Raw genomic sequence first — 21,323 nt, forward strand, 5'->3', positions numbered from 1 at the left:
CAAAATGAAGAAAATCTATACTCTCGGGTATAATAATGTTATACCGAATCTATCTTTCTTTCTTAACTCTGTCTATCATTTCCTGTGCAATATCGGTCTCTATCAGTCAGCTCTTTTTAGCATTGTCTTTGATTACATTTCTGTTTCTGAAAGAAAAACCGAACTTCCGCACCCCCCTCGTTTTAGTGCTCGTTTGTTTTTACTCCTGGCAATTTATTTCCCTATTCTATCATTTCTGTGCGGAAGGATTCGACCCTCTCGTTCTCAAACGAGCCTTCCGAGACGAAATGAAAGATCTTTTCCTTCTCTCCGCTTTTTTCGTCATCCAAGGAGTGAAACAAGAAGATCACCCCAAACTTCATCGAGCCGTTTGGTATTTTTCCCTGCTGATTTTAATCACAGGACTCGTATCTCTATTCTCTCCGATCCGTTTGGCAAGAATCGTATCCGATCTTTATAAAACTTCCACTTCCTGGCCGTACACACAGCATTATGGGAACATATCTTTTTTAGACATCTATCTTCCCATCGGACTCATGAACACTCACCTAACATTCGGAGGACTAGTTTCTTTTATCTTTCCTTATTATTTCTTCAAGGTGTATGAGTCCTGGAAAAACGAGGATAGTTTTCGCAAAATAGCAACCTACGCTCTTTTGTTTTTACTTCTAGCAGCGGTTTATCTATTCAATAATGCTCGTTCGGCGATGCTGGGATCGATCATAAGCCTTCTTGTAGGGTTTTACATTCTGATCTTTAAAGAAAAAAATGTTTCCTTGAATATGATCAAAAACGCAAGCATCATCGCCCTTGTTGGAATCGGATCCATAGGGATCGCATACACACAATCGGATGCTCTAAAAAAAGTCATCAAACCTCTATTCGGATCGGAAAAACATACGGACTCGGGAAGAAGTTTCATTTGGGATTCCACCTTTCCTATGATCGAAAAAAATCCGGTCTTCGGGATCGGACCTGGCGCCTACCAAAAAGAGGTGGAGATCACAAGGAAAGAAAAAGAAATCGAACACAAAGAACTCGCTTACTTTTACGAAGTGACTCAAAGAGGCCATGCCCATAACGATTTTTTCCACCTAAGTGCGGTTTTCGGACTACCTCAAGTTTTGCTTTACATTCTTTTGGGAGCGATGATTCTCTACGGTTTTACGGACAACCGAGTCCCGAAAGAAACGATGTATTGGACGCTGGGTCTCACAGGATTCTTTTTTTCCGGCCTTTTACAATGTTACTTTCAAGACGATGAAGTTCTCATCATGTTTTATTATCTGTTAGGTTACTATCATATATTTTTAAGAAAGGAAGAATCGACAGTATGAAAAAAATCCGTCCTTCAGGCGAATGGTTCGTAGACGAATCCGGTAGAAAACTCATTTTGCGAGGAGTCAATTTGGGAGGGGATACGAAATGTCCTTATCCGAACGGAGGCACCCATCATCCTACCGATTTTTCGGATCATAAAGAAGTCAGTTTTATCGGTCGCCCCTTCCCTTTGGAAGAAGCCAAAGAACATTTTACCCGCTTGAAACAATGGGGTTTCAACTGCCTGCGCCTGCTCACCACTTGGGAAGCGGTGGAACACAAAGGTCCGAAAGAATACGATTTAGCCTATTTGGATTATTTTACAGAAATCACCAAACAAGCGGGAGACTACGGATTTTACGTATTTGTCGACTTTCATCAGGATGTTTGGTCCAGGATGACGGGAGGGGACGGTGCACCCGGATGGATCTTCGAAAAGGTGGGAATCGATTATACAAAGTTATCCGATGCGAATGCCGCTTTGGTGATGCAAAAATCTTACGATTATTCGAAACCGGGAACAAGACAGGAAAAAAATTATCCTACTATGTCTTGGTCACAAAACTATAAATATGCGGGGAACGGAATTTTATGGACTTTGTTTTTCGGAGGGAAGGATTTCGCTCCCTCCTTTCTGATCGACGGAAAAAACGTCCAAGATTATCTTCAAGAACATTATTTCGGAGCGATGCTGCAAGTCGCAGAAAGGGTGAAAGATTTTCCTCATGTTTTGGGATTCGATTCCTTAAACGAACCTGGAAAAGGTTTCATAGGAAGAGCTATGAACGATCGAGGAATCCTAAATACGGAGGAAGATCCTGCTAGACCCGGACTCGCTTGGTCCCCTATCGATGCTCTATATTCTTCCCAAGGTTTTACGATAGAACTCCCCTATCTAGAGTTAAATGTCTTAAAGGGAGGATTCGTCCCCGCGAGAACGGAAACAGTCAATCAGTCACAAACATCGATTTGGCTGCCCCATATGCAGGAAGACCCTTTCCAATCCGAAGGAGCCTGGTCTTTGACAAAAGACGGAACTCCTTTTATCGAAAAAAACGATTTTTTCCAAAACGTCAAAGGCAAAGTTATCGATTTCGATAGGGACTATATGATTCCCTTTATCAGAAGGATGGCTGATGCCGTACACTCCGTCCGATCCGACTGGATGATTTTTGCCGAAAGAGAAGCAACCGACGGATGGATGAATCCGAATTTTAACGCAGCTCTTCCTAAAAATTCGGTCAATGCGGCGCATTGGTACGACATCATGACATTGATCTTCAAAAGGTTTTTGTATCCTATCGCCATCGATCCTCTCCGCAAACTTCCCGTATTCGGAGAAAACGGCATCAGAAAGATGTATGTAAACCAACTCAAAAGAGTAAAAGATGCAAGTGCTGAAGTTCCTGGAAAAATCCCCAGCTTAATCGGAGAGTTCGGAATTCCTTTCGATCTAAAGGCAGGAAAATCATACAAACAATGGTTTAACGGAAATCATAAACCTTCCATTTGGAAACACCATATCAGAGCCTTAAATTGTATGTACAACGCAATGGACGATCTTTTATTATCCAATACAATTTGGAATTACACGGTTACCAATAGAAACGATTTGATGATAGGAGACGGATGGAACCAAGAAGACCTTAGTATTTATTCCCCGGACCAAAAACTTCCTCACAGCGAACCGGATTTATACGGAGGAGGAGGACGAGCCATCGAAGGTTTCTGCCGACCTTACGCTCAATTTACGCAAGGCACCCCTCTGGAAATGAAATACTCTCTGTCTTCGGGCAAATTTTACTTCAAATGGAAACCGGACCCTAGTTCCAAAGAGCCAACGGTCATAGTCACTCCCCGTTTCGTTTACCCGAAAGGAATTAAGATTGAAACGAAAAACTGCAAACAGGTGGATGCTCAGGAACATCATGTTTGCTTTATTTCCGAAGGCGAAGAAGAAGCCGAAATCACCATACAACCGTTATGATAGACTTAAACTATATATTAACAAAATATCCTTGGGATAAGGATGCCTCAAAACCGTTGGATTATTTATGGGAATTCGAACTAAAAGTCACAAGAGAGGATATTTGGCCGTATCTAATAGATACATCCTCCTTCAATCATAGGATCGGACTCCCCAGACTCAACTATATAGAAAAAAACGGCAAACTGTTCGGCTCCACCAAACAAGCAGGCTTCCAACTGGAATGGGAAGAAGTTCCTTGGGATTGGGAATATCTAAAAGAAATAGGAAACGCACGAATCTATTCCAAAGGATTCGGAAAACAAGTAAGATGCCGTTATTTTTTAGAACCTTATGGAGAAACAAGAACCAGATTATATGTTTATTTCGGCTGGATTCCTAGAAATTTCTTCTGCAGAAAACTTCTAGAATACGGAATGCCCAAACTGGAACAAGATTACAAAATTGCACTGGCAGAAATGCAGAAAGAAATCCAAAGGAACACTGCCGCATCTTTCCAATTAGGTGGAATCAACCAAATCCAATCCACATTTCAAGGAGAAACGAATTGGAATCATCCTGAAAAATTGGAGGAAGTAAAGCCGGAACTGGCCAAAAAGGGAATCCAAATCTCCTCCATAGATTCCGTATTCGAATGGATTCGAAATGCAAGCGACAACGAATTGGATCGAATCCGTATCAAATTTCTTTCCAAACTTCTACGGATCGATTTCGAAGAAATGCTTCTTTTATTTTTACACGGAAGCAGACTGGGAATCTTCACTCTCAGTTGGGATATCGTATGCCCTCATTGCAGGGGAGTTCGAACCTCCTTACAAAAACTAGGCGACTTGCCGGATAAAGATGAGTGCGAAGTTTGCGAAGTGGAATTCGAAACAACTGGAAAAAATTCGATCGAAGTTACCTTCCACATGCATCCTTCCGTCAGAAAAGTGGAAAAACAAATTTATTGTGCCGCAGAGCCTGCGACTAAAAAACACATACTTCTTACGAAATCGGTTCCTTCCGGAAAAGGATATTCCTCTCATTTACTGATTCCGCCCGGTTTGTATCGACTTAGAAAAAAAGGGGATAAATTATTTCATTTTTTGGATGTAAAAGACTCTTACGAATCACAAGAGATCTTATGGTTGGATGAAAGCATTCACCAGGAAATCAAAGTAAAGTCAAAACCGACTCTTGTCTTCCAGAACAATTCGGACAAACAAGAAACGATCATCCTGGAAGAACGAAAAGAAGATCAAATCAGCCTTCGTCCGTCGGAACTGTTTAACTTTTCCGAATTCAGGGATTTATTCTCCGAAGAAGCTATTGCCACCAATCTACAGTTAGATATAGGGCAGCAGACAATTCTTTTTACGGACATTGTAGGTTCCACGAAATTCTACGAAACGAAAGGAGATCACGGAGCTTTTCTACAAGTAAGAGAACACTTCATCAAAACATATCAAATCATTAAACAAGAGAAAGGTGCTGTCGTCAAAACGATAGGAGATGCTGTTATGGCATCTTTCCCTTCACCTACACAAGCCTTGAGAGCCGCCAAAGAAATGCAGGAATGGTTCCATCCGGAAAACCAACATACGCCCGTTAGGATTAGAATCTCCATCCACACTGGAAATTGTTTGGCGGTGAACTTGAACAGCAACATAGACTACTTCGGAAACACCGTCAATTATGCGGCAAAGATGCAAACCGCAACGGAATCGGGAGAAATTTCCATCAGCGAAACGGTCTTTCGAGATAAAAATTTGAGGGAATATTTAAGACAAACGGGAACCAAACTGAGAAAGACGGAATTTCCCCTCCCCTGGACGGAGAGAACGGACTTCATATATATCTGGAAGGTCTAAGAGGGCAAAAAGGTGAAACGTTTTGAAAAAAATTTTCAAAACTCCCTCTCTCCATTTACAAAACGAGCATCTTCTGATAAACGGCAGGGAAGGAATGGCCCACGAGCCACTCCCCTCCACCCTAACTCGGGTGGGGGTTTAAAAATTCTCCCCCGGATTATGTCTCTCCGTTATTTCTTCGCATGAGGGTGTGCATTTCGATAAACTTCTTTTAGGCGATCTCTGGAAACGCTCAAATATACTTGTGTGGAAGAAAGAGATGAATGACCCAATAACTCTTGTACGGCGCGAATATCAGCCCCTGCGTTAAGTAGATCCGTTGCAAACGTATGTCTGAATTTATGCGGTGTGATCGCTTTTTCCATCCCCATCACACTTCTTCTTTCGGAAAGAATATAACGAATTCCTCGAGTGGTCAGTTTGCCGCCTCTTTGATTTAAAAAAATCTCTTCTGCTTTGGCATTTCCTCTTTCGTCCAGATAATCCTTCAAAGCGGATCTTGCCTCATCTCCGATGAATACGAATCTTTCCTTTCTTCTCTTCCCCATCACCTTAAGGCTAGTGAGTTCCTCGTTCAAATCGCCCAGCTTGGCATTGACCAATTCGAATACCCTAAGCCCCGTAGAATAAAGTATCTCCACTATCGCTTTGTCTCTTCGATTCAAGGAAGAACTTTTTTCTTCATGATTATATTCTAATATATCTTCGGTTTCGATAGGTGTGAAATTTTTTGGAAGTTTCTTTTTCGTTCTAGGAAAACTTACGGAAAGGATAGGATTTGCAGCGATCTTCTCTTCTCTGAATAAAAACTTATAAAATGTCCGCAAAGAAGACAACTTCCTGCTTTGAGTGCGTTTATCCAACTTCTTATTTGCTTTCAGATCCGCAAAATAGGCACGTATATCCAACACATCGATGCTCAAAAAATCGATTTCTTCCTTCACACAAAACTCGAAGAAAAATTTAAGATCCCTAAGATAAGCAAATAACGTATGTTCGGAGTAGTTTTTCTCTATTTTTAAATAAGTCCGGTACATTTTAAAATATTCGGACATTTCGGAAGAAACATGTGCGGGGAGTTGGACTTCGAGATTGGAGGTCACCATACCCTCTTTCTATCGGCTCATTTTTCCCCTTCCCGGCGGAAAATTTTACTATACAAGTACTTACTCTCTGTTTAGCATTGTTTTAAAGAAAAAGCCGATTCCCTGCCAAAAAAACTTTGGAAACTTCTGTTTTGTCCGGGTAATCTGACATAATGGAATCAGACCGGAAGAGAAAAAGAGTGGAATTCTCTACCTGAGGCCTAGGGTTTCAGACAGAGGGATTTTTTTGGTGATTTGATTTTTTTAGGAACCAAGCCCTCGGAAACAAAACCTAGGTCTTTCGGAATACGGGAAATTTAGGAGACAAGTAATCTAGTATGAAAAAAGAAAAAGCAGAGAAAGCAGTAGATAAAGAAACCGACCAAAGAAAGCAGGCAATCGATGCCGCAGTCGGCCAAATTGAAAAACAATTTGGAAAAGGTTCCATTATGCGTCTTGGCGCAGACAACCGCATGGCAGAAGCCAGTGTTGTCTCTACAGGTTCCTTGGATCTGGACATCGCACTAGGTATCGGCGGGTTTCCTTCCGGTAGAATCGTAGAAATCTACGGCCCAGAATCCTCCGGAAAAACGACCCTCACTCTTTCCGCAATTGCACAAACGCAAAAAAAAGGGGGAATTGCAGCTTTTATCGATGCAGAACACGCCCTTGATCCTTCTTATGCAAAAAAATTGGGAGTCAATGTAGACGATCTTTTGGTCGCTCAACCAGACAATGGAGAAGAAGCGTTAGAAATCTGCGAATCTTTGGTTCGTTCCAATGCAATCGACCTCATCGTAATCGACTCTGTGGCGGCCCTCGTTCCGAAAGCGGAAATTGAAGGCGACATGGGAGACTCTCACATGGGCCTACAAGCAAGACTCATGTCTCAAGCTTTGCGTAAATTAACGGGAACCATCGCAAAATCAAACACAACTGTCATCTTTATCAACCAAATCCGTATGAAAATCGGAGTGATGTTCGGTAGCCCGGAAACAACTACAGGTGGAAACGCTTTGAAATTCTATGCATCCATTCGATTGGATATCCGTCGCATCGAAACTCTCAAAGAGAAAGAAGAACCGATCGGAAACAGAGTGAGAGTGAAGGTAGTGAAAAACAAATGCGCCCCTCCTTTCCGTCAGGCGGAATTCGACATCATGTATGCAACAGGAATCAACATCGAAAGTTCACTCATTGATCTTGCAGTTCGTCATGACATCTTCTCCAAGGCAGGGTCTTGGTATTCTCACGGCTCTGAAAAAATAGGCCAAGGAAAAGAACAAGTCCGCAACTATCTATTGGAAAATCCTGAAATTTCTCGGACTGTGGAAAATCAAATTCGAGATCTCAACGGGCTTCCGGTGCTAGACACTTCCAAAATCGCAACCAGAGAAGTGAAATCAGTAGAAAAAGAAAAGGAAACAAAATCCAAACCGGTAAGTTTCTCTACTGAAAAATTCGAAGAGGTAGCGGTCGGAGAGTAAATAATAACTAACGGCTTTCTTTTTAGGAACCATTGACCGGTGCCGATTTTATATCGGCTCCGGTCTTTTTTTATCCACACGGAAAGCTCGGTCTTTAAACGAAATTCAGTCCTAACAATTGATGGATTGCCTGTAATAAACGATCCGGCTCGTCCCAAGGTTTAGTAAGCATGATGCTGTTTTGATCGCCGCTATATGTGGACAGAATGTTCTTTCTAGTAGGGAACTCCCCCACCACAATCATTGGAAGGTCAGGATGTAATCTTTTGGCGCCTTCGAGCAGTTTATTTCCGGAAAGAAAAGGAGTTTTGATATCGGAGATCAATAGATCGGGCTTGTAAGAAGCTAAATACTGCAAAGCCACTTCGGGACCTCGGAAGTCCATAATATTAAACTTCACTCCTTTGGAACTTCTAACCACATGCATTAACTCCTGCTTCATGAAAGAAGAAATCGGCTTCATATCATCGACCATCACGATCTTGACCGCCCTTTCTCTGTTACCGTTTTGTCCCAAATTTCGATACAGAGAATCTTCTCTCAATCGATCCACGTTATCCATCAATTCCATTCCTTTTTTCACTCCGCAAACAGGCCAAAAACTTCTTACATTTTTGTGGTACCTACCGAGAAAAATAAGACGGAAAAAAGAATCGGATTTGAGCAGATGTACGTAAAAAAACAGAATCTTTTAGAGAAAAGGAACGGGCAGCAGGATCCCTAATTTACGTTTAGAAAAACCATTCTTCCGATTGAAAAAAGATTTTTGAAAAAACTATACCACGGTTTGGTAGCATCTGAGGATTTTTAGATTGTTGCAGGAAAGCCTCCAAATCATTTCCTTTCTTTTCCGTTCCTTAGGGTTTCCTATGAAATTGAAATAGAGTCAGGCACATCTTAAAATTCACCCCGACACAACATGACACGAAACATTATTTTCCTTCTCACATTTTCTCTAACCACTTTCTTCATTTCCTGCCAAGGGATGGAGGTAAAAAAACAAGACGAGTCTATTCGCCTAACATACGATATTTGGTCCGGTCTTGTTCCCTTTTCCCTCGCATCGGAACATTCACAGGAAATGGAATCTTCCTGGAAAATTATGAATGAAACAAGGAAAAAAATAGAGAATTTTGCAGAGTCCCAATCTTTCCATCCGAAACAAAAAACGATTCTTTATCCTTTCAGCGGGATCGATGTATTGAATCTATTCTCCTTTTTCCCAAAGGGAGAAAGATACATTCTGTTCGGATTGGAAGATCCCGGTTATCCTTTCGATTGGGATTCAAAATCCGATTCGGAAAAGAAAACGGTTCTTTCGGGAATCAGAAATCTTTCTTCCCATCTTGCAGGAAGAAACTATTTCACTTATAGAAAAATGAAAGAAGAGACGAAAAAACCGGCTCTCTCTGGCGCATATCCTGTGTTTGTAGCCTTTTTAAGAAGATTGGGAAAGGAAATTACGGATTCTAAATTTGAATCTATCGAATCTGCCAAAGGAACCTGGAAAGGATTTACGATCGAGTTTTACGATCCTGCCATAGGTAAAAAACAAACACTCACCTATTTTAAAATTTTTCTCACAGGGAAAGAAGGAGAACCGGGAGACGGACTCTATGAATACTTTTCCAGCTTAGGTCCGAAAGCGATCTTCACAAAATCCGCCGAATATCTGTTTCATGGAGAAAAAAGGGAGAAGTTCAGATCCCTTCTTCTGAAAGATACCGAGTTAGTCGTTCAAGACGATTCCGGATTTCCATTGCGTTTTTTCCCCAAAGAAAACTGGGAACGAACCTTATTCGGCCGTTATGAAAAATCGTGGAATCTTTCCGGAGCGGTAGAGCCTGAATCACAAACGGAATTGAAAGAAATCAGCAAGGAGATCGACAATCCTCCCCTTCCTTTTCCATTCGGATACGGTTTTTTAGGAACGAAAGATAACAAACAATCATCGATTCTAGTGGCTAGAAAAAAATAACTTAGATAGATGCGGCTCAAATATTGGGGCCGCAGATACCTACCACAGTTCATTTTTTAGAACTCAACCGGATCAATTCTTCCGTGACCAAAGAAGATAGAATTTTTCCGGAAACATCATTCAAATGAATTCCGTCAGTCAATAAAAGGTATCCGTTGTCTTCGGAGATATCGTTCCAAGATTTCGTAGTGGAATAGTATTTCAAAATGGAAACATACATTCCCCAAGGATTTCTTTTGTATTCCTTTAATTCCTTTTCGGGAGATTCTTTGAGCTTATTCACCAATGTTTCATTCAAAGGAATATAACCGGTTTTTTCCTCGGAGGCGATTTTTTTTATTATCTTAGAATAATCCATCGATCTTTGCAAAGGAATGGAATCCAACGCCTCCCCCAAAGGAGGAATCGAAATCAACACCAACTGTGAGTTTCGATTCTTTTTCAAGAACCGAACGATTGTCTTATAATTTTCTTGAAAGCGAGACTCTGTAGGATTTTCTTTCAAACCCCATTTTTTCTGATATGATAGAAACTCCCCTTCATTCAAAGAAGCCTTCAGGTCATTGGTTCCTATCAATAAAAAAATGATATCGGGAGATAGTTTCTCTATATTCTCAAATTGTTCTATGATCTGATCTGTGAGTCTGCTGTTGATTCCTTCGTTTATAAAATTAAAACGATCATGATCGTGATTTTGTTTCACATCGTTCACATAATTAAAGGATACGGTCCCATGAGTGATACTGTCTCCTAAAAACAAAACAACAGGACGAGCAGGTTTTCCTTTTTGCAAACTGTTCTCTATATTGTTTTCTGGGATTTTCGTTGCCTGAAAGAACGCACATCCGCAAAAAAGAAAAAATATAAGTGAGAATAAACCTTTATTCAAAAATTTCATAAACTATACCGATTTTCTACCCACAAATCGAATGACAGAACCTTTCCCGTTATGATAAAGACCTTCATTCAATTCAATTTCCTGTTCTACCATCTGAATCACTTCGTAATCCGCAAAATCGGATTTTAACTCTTCGATGGAAAACAACATACCTATCTCTTTAGGGCCTCCTACTTTTTCGTTCTTAGTAACATAATCGATATGTTTTTTACTAAATGCTTCAAAGATCAGGATTCCTCCTTTCTTCAGATATGGATTCAATGTTCGGTGGTATAAAGATTTTACTTCCGTTGGAAAATGAGCATAGATGAGTGCGATCGCATCGAATTGATTCGGATGGAACTGAAGATTCTGCAGTTCGCCTACCTGGTAATCGATAGAAACTTGGTTTTTCCGAGCGAGCAAAGAAGCTTTCTTTTTTCCTTCTTCACTGATATCGAAAGCAAAAGTATTCCAACCCAGCTTGGCTGCGAATACTGCGTTCCGCCCTTCTCCTTCCGCACCAAACAGAATCGCTCCGGGCTTTAGTTTCTCCAACTGTTCTTTTAGAAAAACATTCGGCTCTATCCCGAAAGCAAACTCTTCCTTCTCATAACGTTCGTCCCATCTTTTTGTCCAAGCATCCATATTCTATAGAAGATTCGATCGCAAAGGATTGTCAATGATTCAAACTACGGAAGTAGGATCCCAACAAGTACGAAAGTCTTCATTCCAAGTTTCCATAGACTTCATATCCTCGTCAGAAATCTGAAAGTCGAATACATCCGCGTTTTCCCGAATCCTCTCCGACTTCACCGATTTAGGAATGACCACCAAACCTTTTTGCAAAGACCATCGGATTAGAATTTGCGCATTTGTTTTTCCATAGCTAGCGGCAAGTTTTCCGATTCTAGGATCTTGCAGCTTTTGCCCATGAGCTAACGGGCTATAGGCTTCCAGGAGAATCCCTTTCTCTTGGCAGAATTGAAGTAGTTTCGAATCGTTCAAAAAAGGATGGAACTCCACTTGATTCATGGCAGGAACCAAAGAAGATGAAGAAAGAAGTTCTTTCAAATGAGGAATCATAAAATTACTAACCCCTACGGATTTTGCCTTTCCTTCCTCTTTGATTTTTTCCAAGGCTCTCCAAGATTCTTTTCTTTTTTCAGAAACAGGAAAATGGATCAAATACATGTCCACATAATTTGTTCCTAATTTTTCCAAAGAACGATCAATGGCCCGTAAGGCGGAATCGTATCCTTGGTCCGCATTCCAAAGTTTGGTGACTAAAAAAATGTCTTTTCTGGGGATTTTCGAATCGCGAATCGCCTTTCCCACATCCTCTTCGTTTCCATAGATGGCAGCGGTATCTATATGCCTATAACCTAATTCCAATGCGGAAAGAACAGACGAATAACATTCTTTAGGTTTTGACTTCCATACTCCCAGCCCCAAAACGGGGACGGATACGGATTGGTTTGTAGGAAGAGAAGAATTCGGGGATTGAATCGATGCCATATATACTTGGACATCGATTCAAACAGAGAAATGAGATAAAAACTAGAAGAAAAAAATTTACTTTAGATTTCGAATACTCCTGCAGGCTTCAAAGGGCAAAAAGATGCCTGAACATACACCTGAGCGGGAGGGGGATTATAACCGCCGCATTGAGAAATGTTCTGATACGCCATTCCTGCGAGAAAAGCATAAGTGAGCCCAAGTCTTTCATAGTTCTTTTTGCACTCCTCGAAAGATTCTCTCGTATAAATTTCGGAATCCTTCAGCCCGGATACCATCTTAAAAACGGCGGCAGGGAACAAAGCCTCCAAACTCAGAACACTTGAAAAACTGGTGGAACTTGCCGTAGAAGAAGTATTCGGTCTAGGGTTGAGGGAAAGAGTATAACTCGTATCGGATGCCGAAGTAGTAGAACAAAGAATAGAAACCGCTTTCGTAGAAGACGATAAGGTAAATGGGGAAGTAGTAGAGATGGTGATGGCAGTTGCCAACAAAGCGTCCGATGTAGCATAACATGTCACAGAGGAACTGGTCAAAGTAGGATAAACCGAAATCGACTCGGTAAGAGATACCGAGGTTTTCCAAGTTTGGGAATTCCCTATGGAAACGGAGCCTTGCAAGTTAACATTCGTATAATCCTTAGGAGAAGGCAGGATGAAATCAGGAGAAGAATCATCTGAATAAGATCCGATGCATGTTTTTGCGACTCCCCTTTGCGTGGAGCTGGACGAACCGGATGTACTTAAAATATTGAGACTGGCAACCAAACTTAAAGGAACGAGTGTTTCGTCCACTTTCTTCAATTCCGATTTCACATCTTTACCTGTGATCGTTCCCTTGTTCAAAGAAAAAGGCACAACATTACATTCGAAAAACAAAAAAGATAAGAATATACAAATTAGATAAAAAGTATTTTTCACTTATTATAAACCTCTAATTCTTCACACTTTTCACCTAACCTTGTAAGAGCAATCGAAATAGAGTATTACGGGAAAACGGCAGGATAAAAAAGTATTCCCGGAATTACATCCGGGAATACACATTGTTCGGCTTTTTAAGATCGGACTTCGGCGAACGACTCAAGCTTTTGAAACTTCAAACCTTCTCCGTCCCAATCCGCTCTATATTTACCTTCCGGTATGGTTCCGGATAAAATCTCTTTCGCCAAAGGCCTGTTGACGATTCGATTGAAAACGCTGTTCAACGGCCTTGCTCCGAACTTAGGATCGTAACCTTGTTCCGTAAGAATTCTTTCCGTACTTTCGGAGAGTTCGATCACGATTCCTTTCACCTTCAACCTTTCGTTCAAAAGTTTCACTTGTTTATCGATTAACTTTTCCATTACGGAAGAATCGATCGAATGATAAGTGAGAATCGCATCCAATCTTCCCAGAACCTCCGGTTTGAAATCGGAATGGATGTCCCTGGAATTCGTAGTCAAAAGAACGATCGTATTTTTAAAATTGATCGTTCTTCCTTTATTATCCGTTAAACGACCATCATCCAAAATCTGAAGCAAGATGTCAGAAAAATCGGGATGCGCTTTTTCCACCTCATCGAACAAAATCACAGAGTATGGTTTTCTTCGGATCGCCTCCGTTAAAACTCCTCCTTCTTCGTAACCGACATAACCTGCAGGAGCGCCGATCAATTTGGCTACGGAATGTTTTTCGGAGAACTCGGAAAGATCGAATCGAACCAAACTGGATTCATGATCGAAAAGAAATTTAGCCAAAGCCTTAGCCGTCTCAGTTTTTCCCACACCAGTAGGCCCTTTCAAAAGAAAAGAACCGAGAGGTCTGTGTTCCGAAGAGATTCCCGCATAACTCGTCAGCAAAGTTTCTGCGATTTCACGAATCGCTTCTTTTTGGCCGAAGACTGCGGAATTCAAATCTGCTTCCAGTTCCAAAAGGTTTTCCTGTTTGGTCTTCAGAATTTTCTCCACAGGAATCCCTGTTTGGCGAGAAATCACATTTCCTATATGGGTTCTTTCCAAAATCCATTCGTTTTGAAAGGTTTCCAACTCCTTCTCTAGCTCGGGAAGAATCGCATATTTCAAACGGGAAGCTTCCGTATAATCCGCCTTTTGTTGGGCCGCTTCCAAATCGAATTTAACTCGATCGATTTTATTTTTGATGGAAGCGACTTGTTTCAAGGAATTCACTTCCTTCTCCCACTCCGCTTTTCCGACGGAAAACTTTTTCTCCAGTTCTTCTATCTCTTTCAATATCTCTTCATTCTTTTTCTCCACTTGAGCGTAGATCTTTTTGGAACGAATCTCACTTTCTAATTCCGCCAAATGAGCAGGCATCGCCTCTGCGGAAAGTTTCAAAGCGGAAGCCGCTTCATCCACCAAATCAATCGCCTTGTCCGGAAGATTCTTATCGGTAATGTATTGATCAGAAAGAAACACAGCCGCATAGATGGCATCGTCGGAAATTTTAATTCCATGGTGAATCTCGTGTTTGTCTCGAATCCCCATTAAAATTTCAATCGCATCTTCCTTAGTAGGCTCATTGACCGGAACGGAACGGAATCTTCGTTCTAGTGCAGCATCACCTAATATATATTTTTGAAACTCTTCCGGCGTAGTTGCACCAATGCAATGTAAGTCGCCTCTGGCAAGAGCTGGCTTCAAAAGATTAGCTGCATCCATAGCTCCTTCCGTTCTTCCTGCACCGACCAACTGATGTATTTCATCGATAAAAAGAACAGCTTCCCCTGCACGCGATTTTACGAAGCGTAGAAGATGCTGCAATTTTTCCTCAAACTCTCCCCTGTATTTCGTACCAGCCATAAGCTGTCCCATATCCAAGGAATAGATCGTTTTGCCTCTTAAAACATCGGGGACTCTTCCCTTTACGATTTGATCGGCCAAACCTTCCACAATGGCGGTCTTTCCTACTCCCGCTGAACCGACTAACACAGGATTGTTTTTGGATCTTCTCCCTAAAATTTCCATTACGGAACGGATTTCTTTCGTTCTTCCGATCACAGGATCCAATTTACCGGCTTTAGCTTGTTCGTTGAGATCGATGAGGAAATTGGGAATCTCTTCGTCCGTTTCCTTTATATTCAAATCGTTATAATCGATTTTCAGCTCTGGAACGATATTGGGCAAAAACTTCAAAAAGTCGGCTTCCTTCAGTTCTTCTCTGCCGTTTTCGGCGGCTCTGGAAGATGCCATCGTCACCCATTGGGATAATTTCGGCGAAGTTCTTAGATTCTCAAACCGCACCTCGGAAGAGGCTCTAGGCTGCTTTCCTACGGCTTCCTCCACATTCGCTTTGTATTTCTGTAATGCCTTCCCGGAATAGGAAGAGGGATGAGAGATGAGCCCCCAAAGCAAATGGTAAGGAGAAATTTCGGTATTTTGTCTGCGAATGGCCTCAGTTTGGGCGATGTCCAGAGCCCCCTGCACGACAGAATCAAATTGTTTCATAGATAGAATCCCTCCATTAGCACTCTAAGCTTTAGACTGCTAATTTGTCCAAAAATAAAATCTTTTTCCATAGAAATCGGTTTTGAAAAAGATTTTGGAAAATCACTTTCCCTCTTTCTGCGAACCTGCATCTTCATCCGGGTGCAGCTAAGAATTTCCACACTCGCCCTTCTATTCCTCTGGTTACCGTTGTCTTCTCAGACAATGAAAGAAAGAATCGATTCGATTCCCAGTCCTCGCCCTGCGGGTGGATGGGTAGCGGATCAAGCCGGTTACTTGAAAGATTCAGGTGCAATCACAGATATCAATCAAAACATTTCTTTATTGGAAAAGGAAACAGGAGCGGAGATAGGTGTTGTCATATTACCAACGATAGGCGAGAATATTCCGAAAGATTTCGCTGTCTCTCTTTTCGAAACTTGGGGAATAGGAAAAAAAGGCAAAGACAACGGAATATTAGTGCTTCATGTTTTGGACCAAAGAAGGATCGAAATAGAAACAGGTTACGGCAACGAAGCCTCTTTGACCGACATCAAAGCCAAACGAATTATAGACGAACTCATCATTCCCGAATTCAAACAGGGGAATTTTTCTTCAGGAATGTACAAAGGCGTAAATGGGATCATCAAAGGAATTCGTAATCCGGATATCAGCGTATCTCAGTTAGTTGCGTTAGACCCCAAAACGATAAAAATTTACAAAGACCTGCCCATTGAAACCTACTTATCGAAACAAGTTGAATCTTCCGAAGTTTTTCCTGCAACTCCGATCGGACCTGAAAAACACGGAATCCTATATCGAATTTTCACTTCCCCCGTTTCCACATTCTCTGAATTTTTCACATTCTGGGCAGGACTTCTTCTGCTCTTTATTTCTATCTTGGTAGGAATCTTACTGTCCTTTCTTCCTTTCGGAAGCAGTTCCATATATAAATCTTACAGTTATATTTTAAGATGGATCGGTTGGTTTTCCGGAATCACCGCCTTCTCTTCCATTAGTATATCAGAATTAAAAGAATCGGACAGTATGTGGGGGATGTTTAATCTCATTCCGATGGGATTAGCTATTTATGCAATCAACGGATGGATTTTCAAAAGACTGAGAAATAACCCCAGAATTTGCAGCTCTTGCGGCGCCAAACAAACCAAACTTTCGGAAGCCATGGATGATAAATATTTGGATGCAGGAGAAAGAAAAGAAGAAGAGATCGATTCGAAAGATTACGATATTTGGCTTTGCAAAGAATGTAATTCCATTACGAAAGAATCTTATATGGGAGCATCACCCGCAGACGAATGCCCTAAATGCAAATACATGACATTTCAATTATTAAGCGTAAAAGTAATACGAGAAGCGGATTATGACCAAGGAGGAGAAGAACTTCATCACAGTAAGTGTGCGCATTGCAAACATTCCGAATCCAAAAGAGTCACTACTCCGAAACTTACCAGATCTAGCTCTTCCGGCTCGTCGTCTTCCTCCTACGGAGGTGGTGGCGGCAGCAGCAGTGGAGGTTCCTGGGGAGGAGGAAGGTCCGGAGGGGGAGGAGCCGGAGGATCTTACTAATCCACAGCCGGAATGAAATATTTATACATTCTACTATTCTTATTTTCTATTTCTATTTCGATTTCCTATTTGTCTGCGGAAACAATCGAACTCTCCGAAGATAAAAACTTTAGAAATATAGGAAGATATTTGGAATATGCCACTCCTTCCAAAGAACATTCCTCTCTGATCGATATTTTGAAAACAGAACAAACTTGGACTCAAAATCCTCAGAAAACGATTTCTTTTCCTAAATGGAAAGATCCGATCTGGTTTCGTTTTCACTTAAACTACGACGGGAATTCACCTCATACATTTTATCTGCACTTCTCTAGTCCGGTTGTGGATCATTTTGAAATGCACTACTTTTACAAAGGAAGATGGGTGAGCCTTAGATCCGGAGAACAGGTCTTACAAAAAGATAAACCTCTTTATTCTCATATTGCCGCTTTCCCCTTGCCTCTTTCTCCGGGAGAAGAAAGAACCATCTATGTTCGCATCGAATCAGCGAACCCTATTTTCAATTTCGTATCCATATACAATACAAGATCTTTCCTATCTTATGCGAAAAAGAACGATATATTTTTTGCCGCCTACTTCGGTGCAGGCGGACTTATGTTTTTATACAGCTTATTTTTAGCGTATACTCTCAGATACAGACAGTTCTTTTTTTACTTTTTCTATCTATCTACGATTCTATTGATCAATCTTTTTTCGACAGGCTTTATGCAGTATATAGAATTGGGATCTTCCCATGCTTGGAAAAATTACCTATTCCCGGTAGGAATTTATCTAACCTGCATATTCGGACTGATATTCACGATCGAGTTTCTGGACATTCGAAAACAATATCCTCGAATCGCGAAACTAACGAATGCCTTTATCATATCTTTTCTTCTACTCATACCCTCTTTATTGTTTATCGAGCTGCGACTTTACATTCAAATCGCAGTCTCACTAGTGATCGTTCCGATCATCTTTAGTCTTTCCATTTCCTTCTATTGCCTCATCCGCAACAGAAGAATGATAGAAAATTATCTCTTCTTTTTCGCAATGAGTTCCGTTTTGATCGGTGCGGCAATCAACAGTCTTACCGTGCAGGGAGTTTTAGAGCCTCATTCCATCGCTTTATATACACTTCCTTTAGGTTCTGCGGTGGAAATTTTTCTTTTGGCGATGGCCCTTATGGTAAAGGTGAGACAGCTTCGCAAAGAAATGGAAGCCAAACAAGAAATCGACATGCAGATGAAACTGGCACAAAAACTCCAGAAAGACCTTCTCCCGAAAAACATCGATTCTGTGTTAGGTTACAAACTGGGATTTCGTTATCTTCCCACTTCGGAAATCGGAGGGGATTTCGTACAGATCATAGAAAAGGAAGACAGCTTCGGATTATTTTTATGCGATGTATCCGGTCACGGAATTCCAGCCGCAATGGTCGCCAGTATGGCGAAAGTTTCTCTACAGATTTGGGCGGATCATCTCGACGAACCGGGTTTTGCCGTCGAAAAAATACGATCTTCTCTTTTGGACAATCTATCAGGACATTTTCTCAGCGCTTGTTTCGTTTACATCAACCCAAAACAGGAAATCATCAAGGTAGTCAATGCGGGACACCATCCTATGATCTATTTGGATCGGGAAGGAAATACTGAGTATTATACTGCACAAGGAAGAGCGATCACCGAATACATTTCCTTGGATGTACAAGAAAAACAATTCCCTCTTCCCAAAAAAGGCAGTCTCATTTTATATACGGACGGAGTTTTGGAAGCGAGAAATCCGAATAAGTCCATCGATCTATTCGGTGAAGAACGTTTGCTGGATGTGCTGAAGGAAAATGCAAAATCGGATCCTCAGACTATCTGCGATCATGTATTGGACGAAGTGTTCAAGTTTCAAAAAATAAAAAGAGCGGATGATGACATTACGATTCTATCGATCGCATTGGAACAAAACGCAAACTAAAACTCTAGTCTCCTCTCTCCAGATGATAGATCAATTTTAGATATAGTTCTTTCGGTAGAAACGGCTTTGCAATGTAATCGTTCATTCCGACCGTTTTGATTTTTTCCTGAGTTTCCAACTGTGCGGAAGCGGTCAAAGCAATGATAGGAAGTTGTCTTAACTCTTCTCCTGTTTCCCCTTCCCTGATTTTTTTCGTCGTTTGATAACCGTCTAACTCTGGCATATGAAGGTCCATCAAAATCAAATCGACTTTTTCCACAGCCAGGTATTTTAATACTTCCTCTCCATTCACTGCGTGAATGCACTGAACTCCCCATTTTTTCAGGAAACGAACCACTATATCCCTATTGATGGCAATATCATCCGCAACGATGATGGTTTTACCCACAAGAAGAGAATAACTTCCTTTGTCTTGCACGGACTCGGCACTGATCACTTCGTTGGATTTTTCCATAGGAAGGATCACCGAAAAAGAAGTCCCCTCATCTAACTTCGTACTCATGACCAAATGACCTTGCATCAATTCCACCAAACCTTTGGAAATGGCAAGACCCAGACCGGATCCTCCGTATTTGCGAGTGGTATCTCCGCTGACTTGGGTGAATTTTTCGAAAACGGTATGGATTTTATCATCAGGAATCCCGATTCCGGTATCGGTAACGATGAACTGAATGAACAGAGTGGAGTCTTTCTCGTAAAGAAGTTTGGCTTCGAAGGAAATTTCACCTTGTTGGGTGAACTTAACCGCATTGGAAAGCAGATTGTTCAAGATCTGAAGCAAACGAGTAGGGTCCGATTTCACTACCTGAGGAAAATTAGGTGCAATTTCGGAACGGAAACGAATCATCTTTTCTTTTGCTTTCTGCTCGAAGGAAAAGAAAATAGACTGAAGTAAAGTGTCCAAACGGAAGGAAATTGATTCCAGGATGATTTTACGTTCTTCTATCTTACTGAAGTCCAAGATATCATTGATGAGTGCGAGAAGGGTTTCACTCGAGAACTTCAAATTATTCAAGTTTTCGATTTGATCTGGTTTCGGATTTTCCTCCATAAGAATCATAGTAAGCCCGATCACGGCATTCAAAGGAGTCCTCAATTCATGACTCATACCGGACAAAAATTCCGACTTCGCCAAATTCGCTTCTTCCGCTTTTTTTCTAGCATGGATCAATTCACGTTCGGAGAGCACCAGTTTGGTGATATCTACGAAACTGGAACGAGTCATAAGAATATTACCTTTTTCGTCGTAAATCGCTGTACTAGACAATACGATATGTATTGTGGAGCCGTCTTTTTTAATGATTTCGAATCTGAGATCGTTGACATACCCTCTTCTTTTAAAGGCGGGAAATTCCCGATAGAAAGTCATTTTGCTTTCTTCCGTAAGTATTTCGGGAAATTTCTTTTTTCCGATCAGCTCTTCCTTTTTATATCCCAGCCATTTCGCTTCTGTGTCGTTCAGTTTCAAGAAACTGCCATCTCCATCTAATGAATGAAAGGCTACCGGAGAATTATTATATAAATCGTCCACTTCCAAATATTTTACAGTGAGTTCTTTTTTCTCCTGTTCCATTTTATTATTTTGAGAGATGAGATAAATGGTCCAAAGAATGAGTATGGCGATGCAGAAGAATCCGAACACGGAAACGGAAAAAAGAATGATATTGGTTCTGTCTTGTTCCCGCCTTTCTTCCGTTTCGATTCGATTTTTTTCGGACAGAACGAGACCCACTTCTTTGCGAATCTGATCCATCAAGGTTTTGCCTCGTTTGGTTTTGATTAAAAGAATCGCCTGCTGTTTTTTCCCTGACTGCGCCAAAGAAATGATCTGCTGCAAATGAGACCGTTTATCATTTGCTAAACGAATAATACTTTCCAGGGCACCCTTATATTTCGGTTCCACCTGAGAAACTAAGGCAACCTCCATTCCAGGAAACGATTTTTCGGCGTTATAATAGGGCTCCAGAAAACTTTCATCTTCAGAAATCAAATAACCCCTTTGACCTGTTTCTGCATCAGTCAAGGAAGAAAGATATTCTTCCAAGCCTCTTGACCAACCTAACTTAACCAAGGTTTCTCTTTCGTATTTTTTTGCGTCGATGATTTTCCAGATATCGAACCCGGAAAGAATGATGAATAAAATGAGAATTACGGAAAGAACCGATTTATATATAAACCCCCGATTGGAAAAAATCCACCAAGCCATGATTCTTTTTTTAAATTCTCCCTAAAGAATGTTAAGACGATACTAATATCGGTTAAA

General features: G+C 41.1%; 15 protein-coding genes. 7 read left to right on the top strand and 8 right to left on the bottom strand.

All coding sequences use genetic code 11. The features are described 5' to 3' along the window. Positions 1-35: 35 nt before the first annotated feature. From EHS15_RS06160 to EHS15_RS06170, 3 genes are read left to right on the top strand one after another with little or no spacing between them, the layout of a single operon-like run. The gene (locus EHS15_RS06160) at positions 36-1,337 is read left to right on the top strand and encodes an O-antigen ligase family protein (RefSeq protein WP_135759675.1); all 1,302 of its coding nucleotides are present in this window, start codon (positions 36-38) and stop codon (positions 1,335-1,337) included. After that, positions 1,334-3,307: a glycoside hydrolase family 5 protein gene (locus EHS15_RS06165; protein WP_135759676.1), complete on the top strand. Its 1,974-nt coding sequence runs from the start codon at positions 1,334-1,336 to the stop codon at positions 3,305-3,307. The genes EHS15_RS06160 and EHS15_RS06165 overlap by 4 nt, the downstream gene beginning before the upstream one ends. Then, positions 3,304-5,160 carry an adenylate/guanylate cyclase domain-containing protein gene (locus EHS15_RS06170; protein ID WP_135759677.1) on the top strand — a complete coding sequence of 619 codons (1,857 nt, stop codon included), beginning with the start codon at positions 3,304-3,306 and terminating at the stop codon, positions 5,158-5,160. Before EHS15_RS06165 ends, EHS15_RS06170 begins: the two co-directional genes overlap by 4 nt. A 170-nt stretch (positions 5,161-5,330) precedes the next feature. Here EHS15_RS06170 and xerA read toward each other — a convergent pair whose 3' ends face one another. After that, positions 5,331-6,266 carry a site-specific tyrosine recombinase/integron integrase gene (gene xerA / locus EHS15_RS06175; protein ID WP_135759678.1) on the bottom strand — a complete coding sequence of 312 codons (936 nt, stop codon included), beginning with the start codon at positions 6,264-6,266 and terminating at the stop codon, positions 5,331-5,333. Positions 6,267-6,583: 317 nt separating this feature from the next. Here xerA and recA point away from each other — a divergent pair, with 317 nt between their 5' ends. Then, positions 6,584-7,732, top strand: coding sequence for a recombinase RecA (gene recA, locus EHS15_RS06180; RefSeq protein ID WP_135759679.1), 1,149 nt, complete (start codon positions 6,584-6,586; stop codon positions 7,730-7,732). Between the two features lie 94 nt (positions 7,733-7,826). Here recA and EHS15_RS06185 read toward each other — a convergent pair whose 3' ends face one another. Continuing rightward, positions 7,827-8,303 carry a response regulator gene (locus EHS15_RS06185; protein ID WP_135759680.1) on the bottom strand — a complete coding sequence of 159 codons (477 nt, stop codon included), beginning with the start codon at positions 8,301-8,303 and terminating at the stop codon, positions 7,827-7,829. A gap of 348 nt (positions 8,304-8,651) precedes the next feature. Here EHS15_RS06185 and EHS15_RS06190 point away from each other — a divergent pair, with 348 nt between their 5' ends. After that, a complete protein-coding gene (locus EHS15_RS06190) occupies positions 8,652-9,710 on the top strand; it encodes a hypothetical protein (RefSeq protein WP_135759681.1) in 1,059 nt (352 codons plus the stop codon). 49 nt (positions 9,711-9,759) lie between these two features. Here EHS15_RS06190 and EHS15_RS06195 read toward each other — a convergent pair whose 3' ends face one another. The 5 genes from EHS15_RS06195 to EHS15_RS06215 all read right to left on the bottom strand — a co-directional run bounded on the left by EHS15_RS06195 (position 9,760) and on the right by EHS15_RS06215 (position 15,547). After that, a complete protein-coding gene (locus EHS15_RS06195; RefSeq protein ID WP_135759682.1) occupies positions 9,760-10,608 on the bottom strand; it encodes an SGNH/GDSL hydrolase family protein in 849 nt (282 codons plus the stop codon). Positions 10,609-10,611: 3 nt separating this feature from the next. Next, a complete protein-coding gene (locus tag EHS15_RS06200) occupies positions 10,612-11,235 on the bottom strand; it encodes a class I SAM-dependent methyltransferase (RefSeq protein ID WP_135759683.1) in 624 nt (207 codons plus the stop codon). Between the two features lie 39 nt (positions 11,236-11,274). After that, on the bottom strand, positions 11,275-12,105 hold the full coding sequence (locus EHS15_RS06205; protein WP_135759684.1) for an aldo/keto reductase: 831 nt from the start codon (positions 12,103-12,105) through the stop codon (positions 11,275-11,277). Between the two features lie 62 nt (positions 12,106-12,167). After that, positions 12,168-12,962 carry a hypothetical protein gene (locus EHS15_RS06210; protein ID WP_135759685.1) on the bottom strand — a complete coding sequence of 265 codons (795 nt, stop codon included), beginning with the start codon at positions 12,960-12,962 and terminating at the stop codon, positions 12,168-12,170. Positions 12,963-13,159: 197 nt separating this feature from the next. Next, on the bottom strand, positions 13,160-15,547 hold the full coding sequence (locus EHS15_RS06215) for an ATP-dependent Clp protease ATP-binding subunit (RefSeq protein WP_135759686.1): 2,388 nt from the start codon (positions 15,545-15,547) through the stop codon (positions 13,160-13,162). 204 nt (positions 15,548-15,751) lie between these two features. Here EHS15_RS06215 and EHS15_RS19065 point away from each other — a divergent pair, with 204 nt between their 5' ends. Both EHS15_RS19065 and EHS15_RS06225 read left to right on the top strand, forming a co-directional pair. Further along, positions 15,752-17,113 carry a TPM domain-containing protein gene (locus EHS15_RS19065; RefSeq protein ID WP_167884169.1) on the top strand — a complete coding sequence of 454 codons (1,362 nt, stop codon included), beginning with the start codon at positions 15,752-15,754 and terminating at the stop codon, positions 17,111-17,113. Between the two features lie 12 nt (positions 17,114-17,125). Further along, positions 17,126-19,060: a SpoIIE family protein phosphatase gene (locus tag EHS15_RS06225; RefSeq protein ID WP_135759687.1), complete on the top strand. Its 1,935-nt coding sequence runs from the start codon at positions 17,126-17,128 to the stop codon at positions 19,058-19,060. Between the two features lie 4 nt (positions 19,061-19,064). Here EHS15_RS06225 and EHS15_RS06230 read toward each other — a convergent pair whose 3' ends face one another. Beyond that, complete coding sequence (locus EHS15_RS06230) at positions 19,065-21,266, bottom strand: ATP-binding protein (RefSeq protein WP_135759688.1); 2,202 nt, start codon at positions 21,264-21,266, stop codon at positions 19,065-19,067. Between the last annotated feature and the right edge of the window lie 57 nt (positions 21,267-21,323).

It is taken from the genome of Leptospira idonii, from assembly GCF_004770995.1.
Lineage (GTDB): Bacteria > Spirochaetota > Leptospiria > Leptospirales > Leptospiraceae > Leptospira_A > Leptospira_A idonii.

What these genes read in the sequence shown, in the direction of transcription:
- EHS15_RS06160 (WP_135759675.1), top strand. Translation starts at nt 36, where the DNA reads ATGTTATACCGAATCTATCTTTCTTTCTTAACTCTGTCTATCATTTCC.
- EHS15_RS06165 (WP_135759676.1), top strand. Translation starts at nt 1,334, where the DNA reads ATGAAAAAAATCCGTCCTTCAGGCGAATGGTTCGTAGACGAATCCGGT.
- EHS15_RS06170 (WP_135759677.1), top strand. Translation starts at nt 3,304, where the DNA reads ATGATAGACTTAAACTATATATTAACAAAATATCCTTGGGATAAGGAT.
- xerA (WP_135759678.1), bottom strand. Translation starts at nt 6,266, where the DNA reads ATGGTGACCTCCAATCTCGAAGTCCAACTCCCCGCACATGTTTCTTCC.
- recA (WP_135759679.1), top strand. Translation starts at nt 6,584, where the DNA reads ATGAAAAAAGAAAAAGCAGAGAAAGCAGTAGATAAAGAAACCGACCAA.
- EHS15_RS06185 (WP_135759680.1), bottom strand. Translation starts at nt 8,303, where the DNA reads ATGGAATTGATGGATAACGTGGATCGATTGAGAGAAGATTCTCTGTAT.
- EHS15_RS06190 (WP_135759681.1), top strand. Translation starts at nt 8,652, where the DNA reads ATGACACGAAACATTATTTTCCTTCTCACATTTTCTCTAACCACTTTC.
- EHS15_RS06195 (WP_135759682.1), bottom strand. Translation starts at nt 10,608, where the DNA reads ATGAAATTTTTGAATAAAGGTTTATTCTCACTTATATTTTTTCTTTTT.
- EHS15_RS06200 (WP_135759683.1), bottom strand. Translation starts at nt 11,235, where the DNA reads ATGGATGCTTGGACAAAAAGATGGGACGAACGTTATGAGAAGGAAGAG.
- EHS15_RS06205 (WP_135759684.1), bottom strand. Translation starts at nt 12,105, where the DNA reads ATGGCATCGATTCAATCCCCGAATTCTTCTCTTCCTACAAACCAATCC.
- EHS15_RS06215 (WP_135759686.1), bottom strand. Translation starts at nt 15,547, where the DNA reads ATGAAACAATTTGATTCTGTCGTGCAGGGGGCTCTGGACATCGCCCAA.
- EHS15_RS19065 (WP_167884169.1), top strand. Translation starts at nt 15,752, where the DNA reads ATGAAAGAAAGAATCGATTCGATTCCCAGTCCTCGCCCTGCGGGTGGA.
- EHS15_RS06225 (WP_135759687.1), top strand. Translation starts at nt 17,126, where the DNA reads ATGAAATATTTATACATTCTACTATTCTTATTTTCTATTTCTATTTCG.
- EHS15_RS06230 (WP_135759688.1), bottom strand. Translation starts at nt 21,266, where the DNA reads ATGGCTTGGTGGATTTTTTCCAATCGGGGGTTTATATATAAATCGGTT.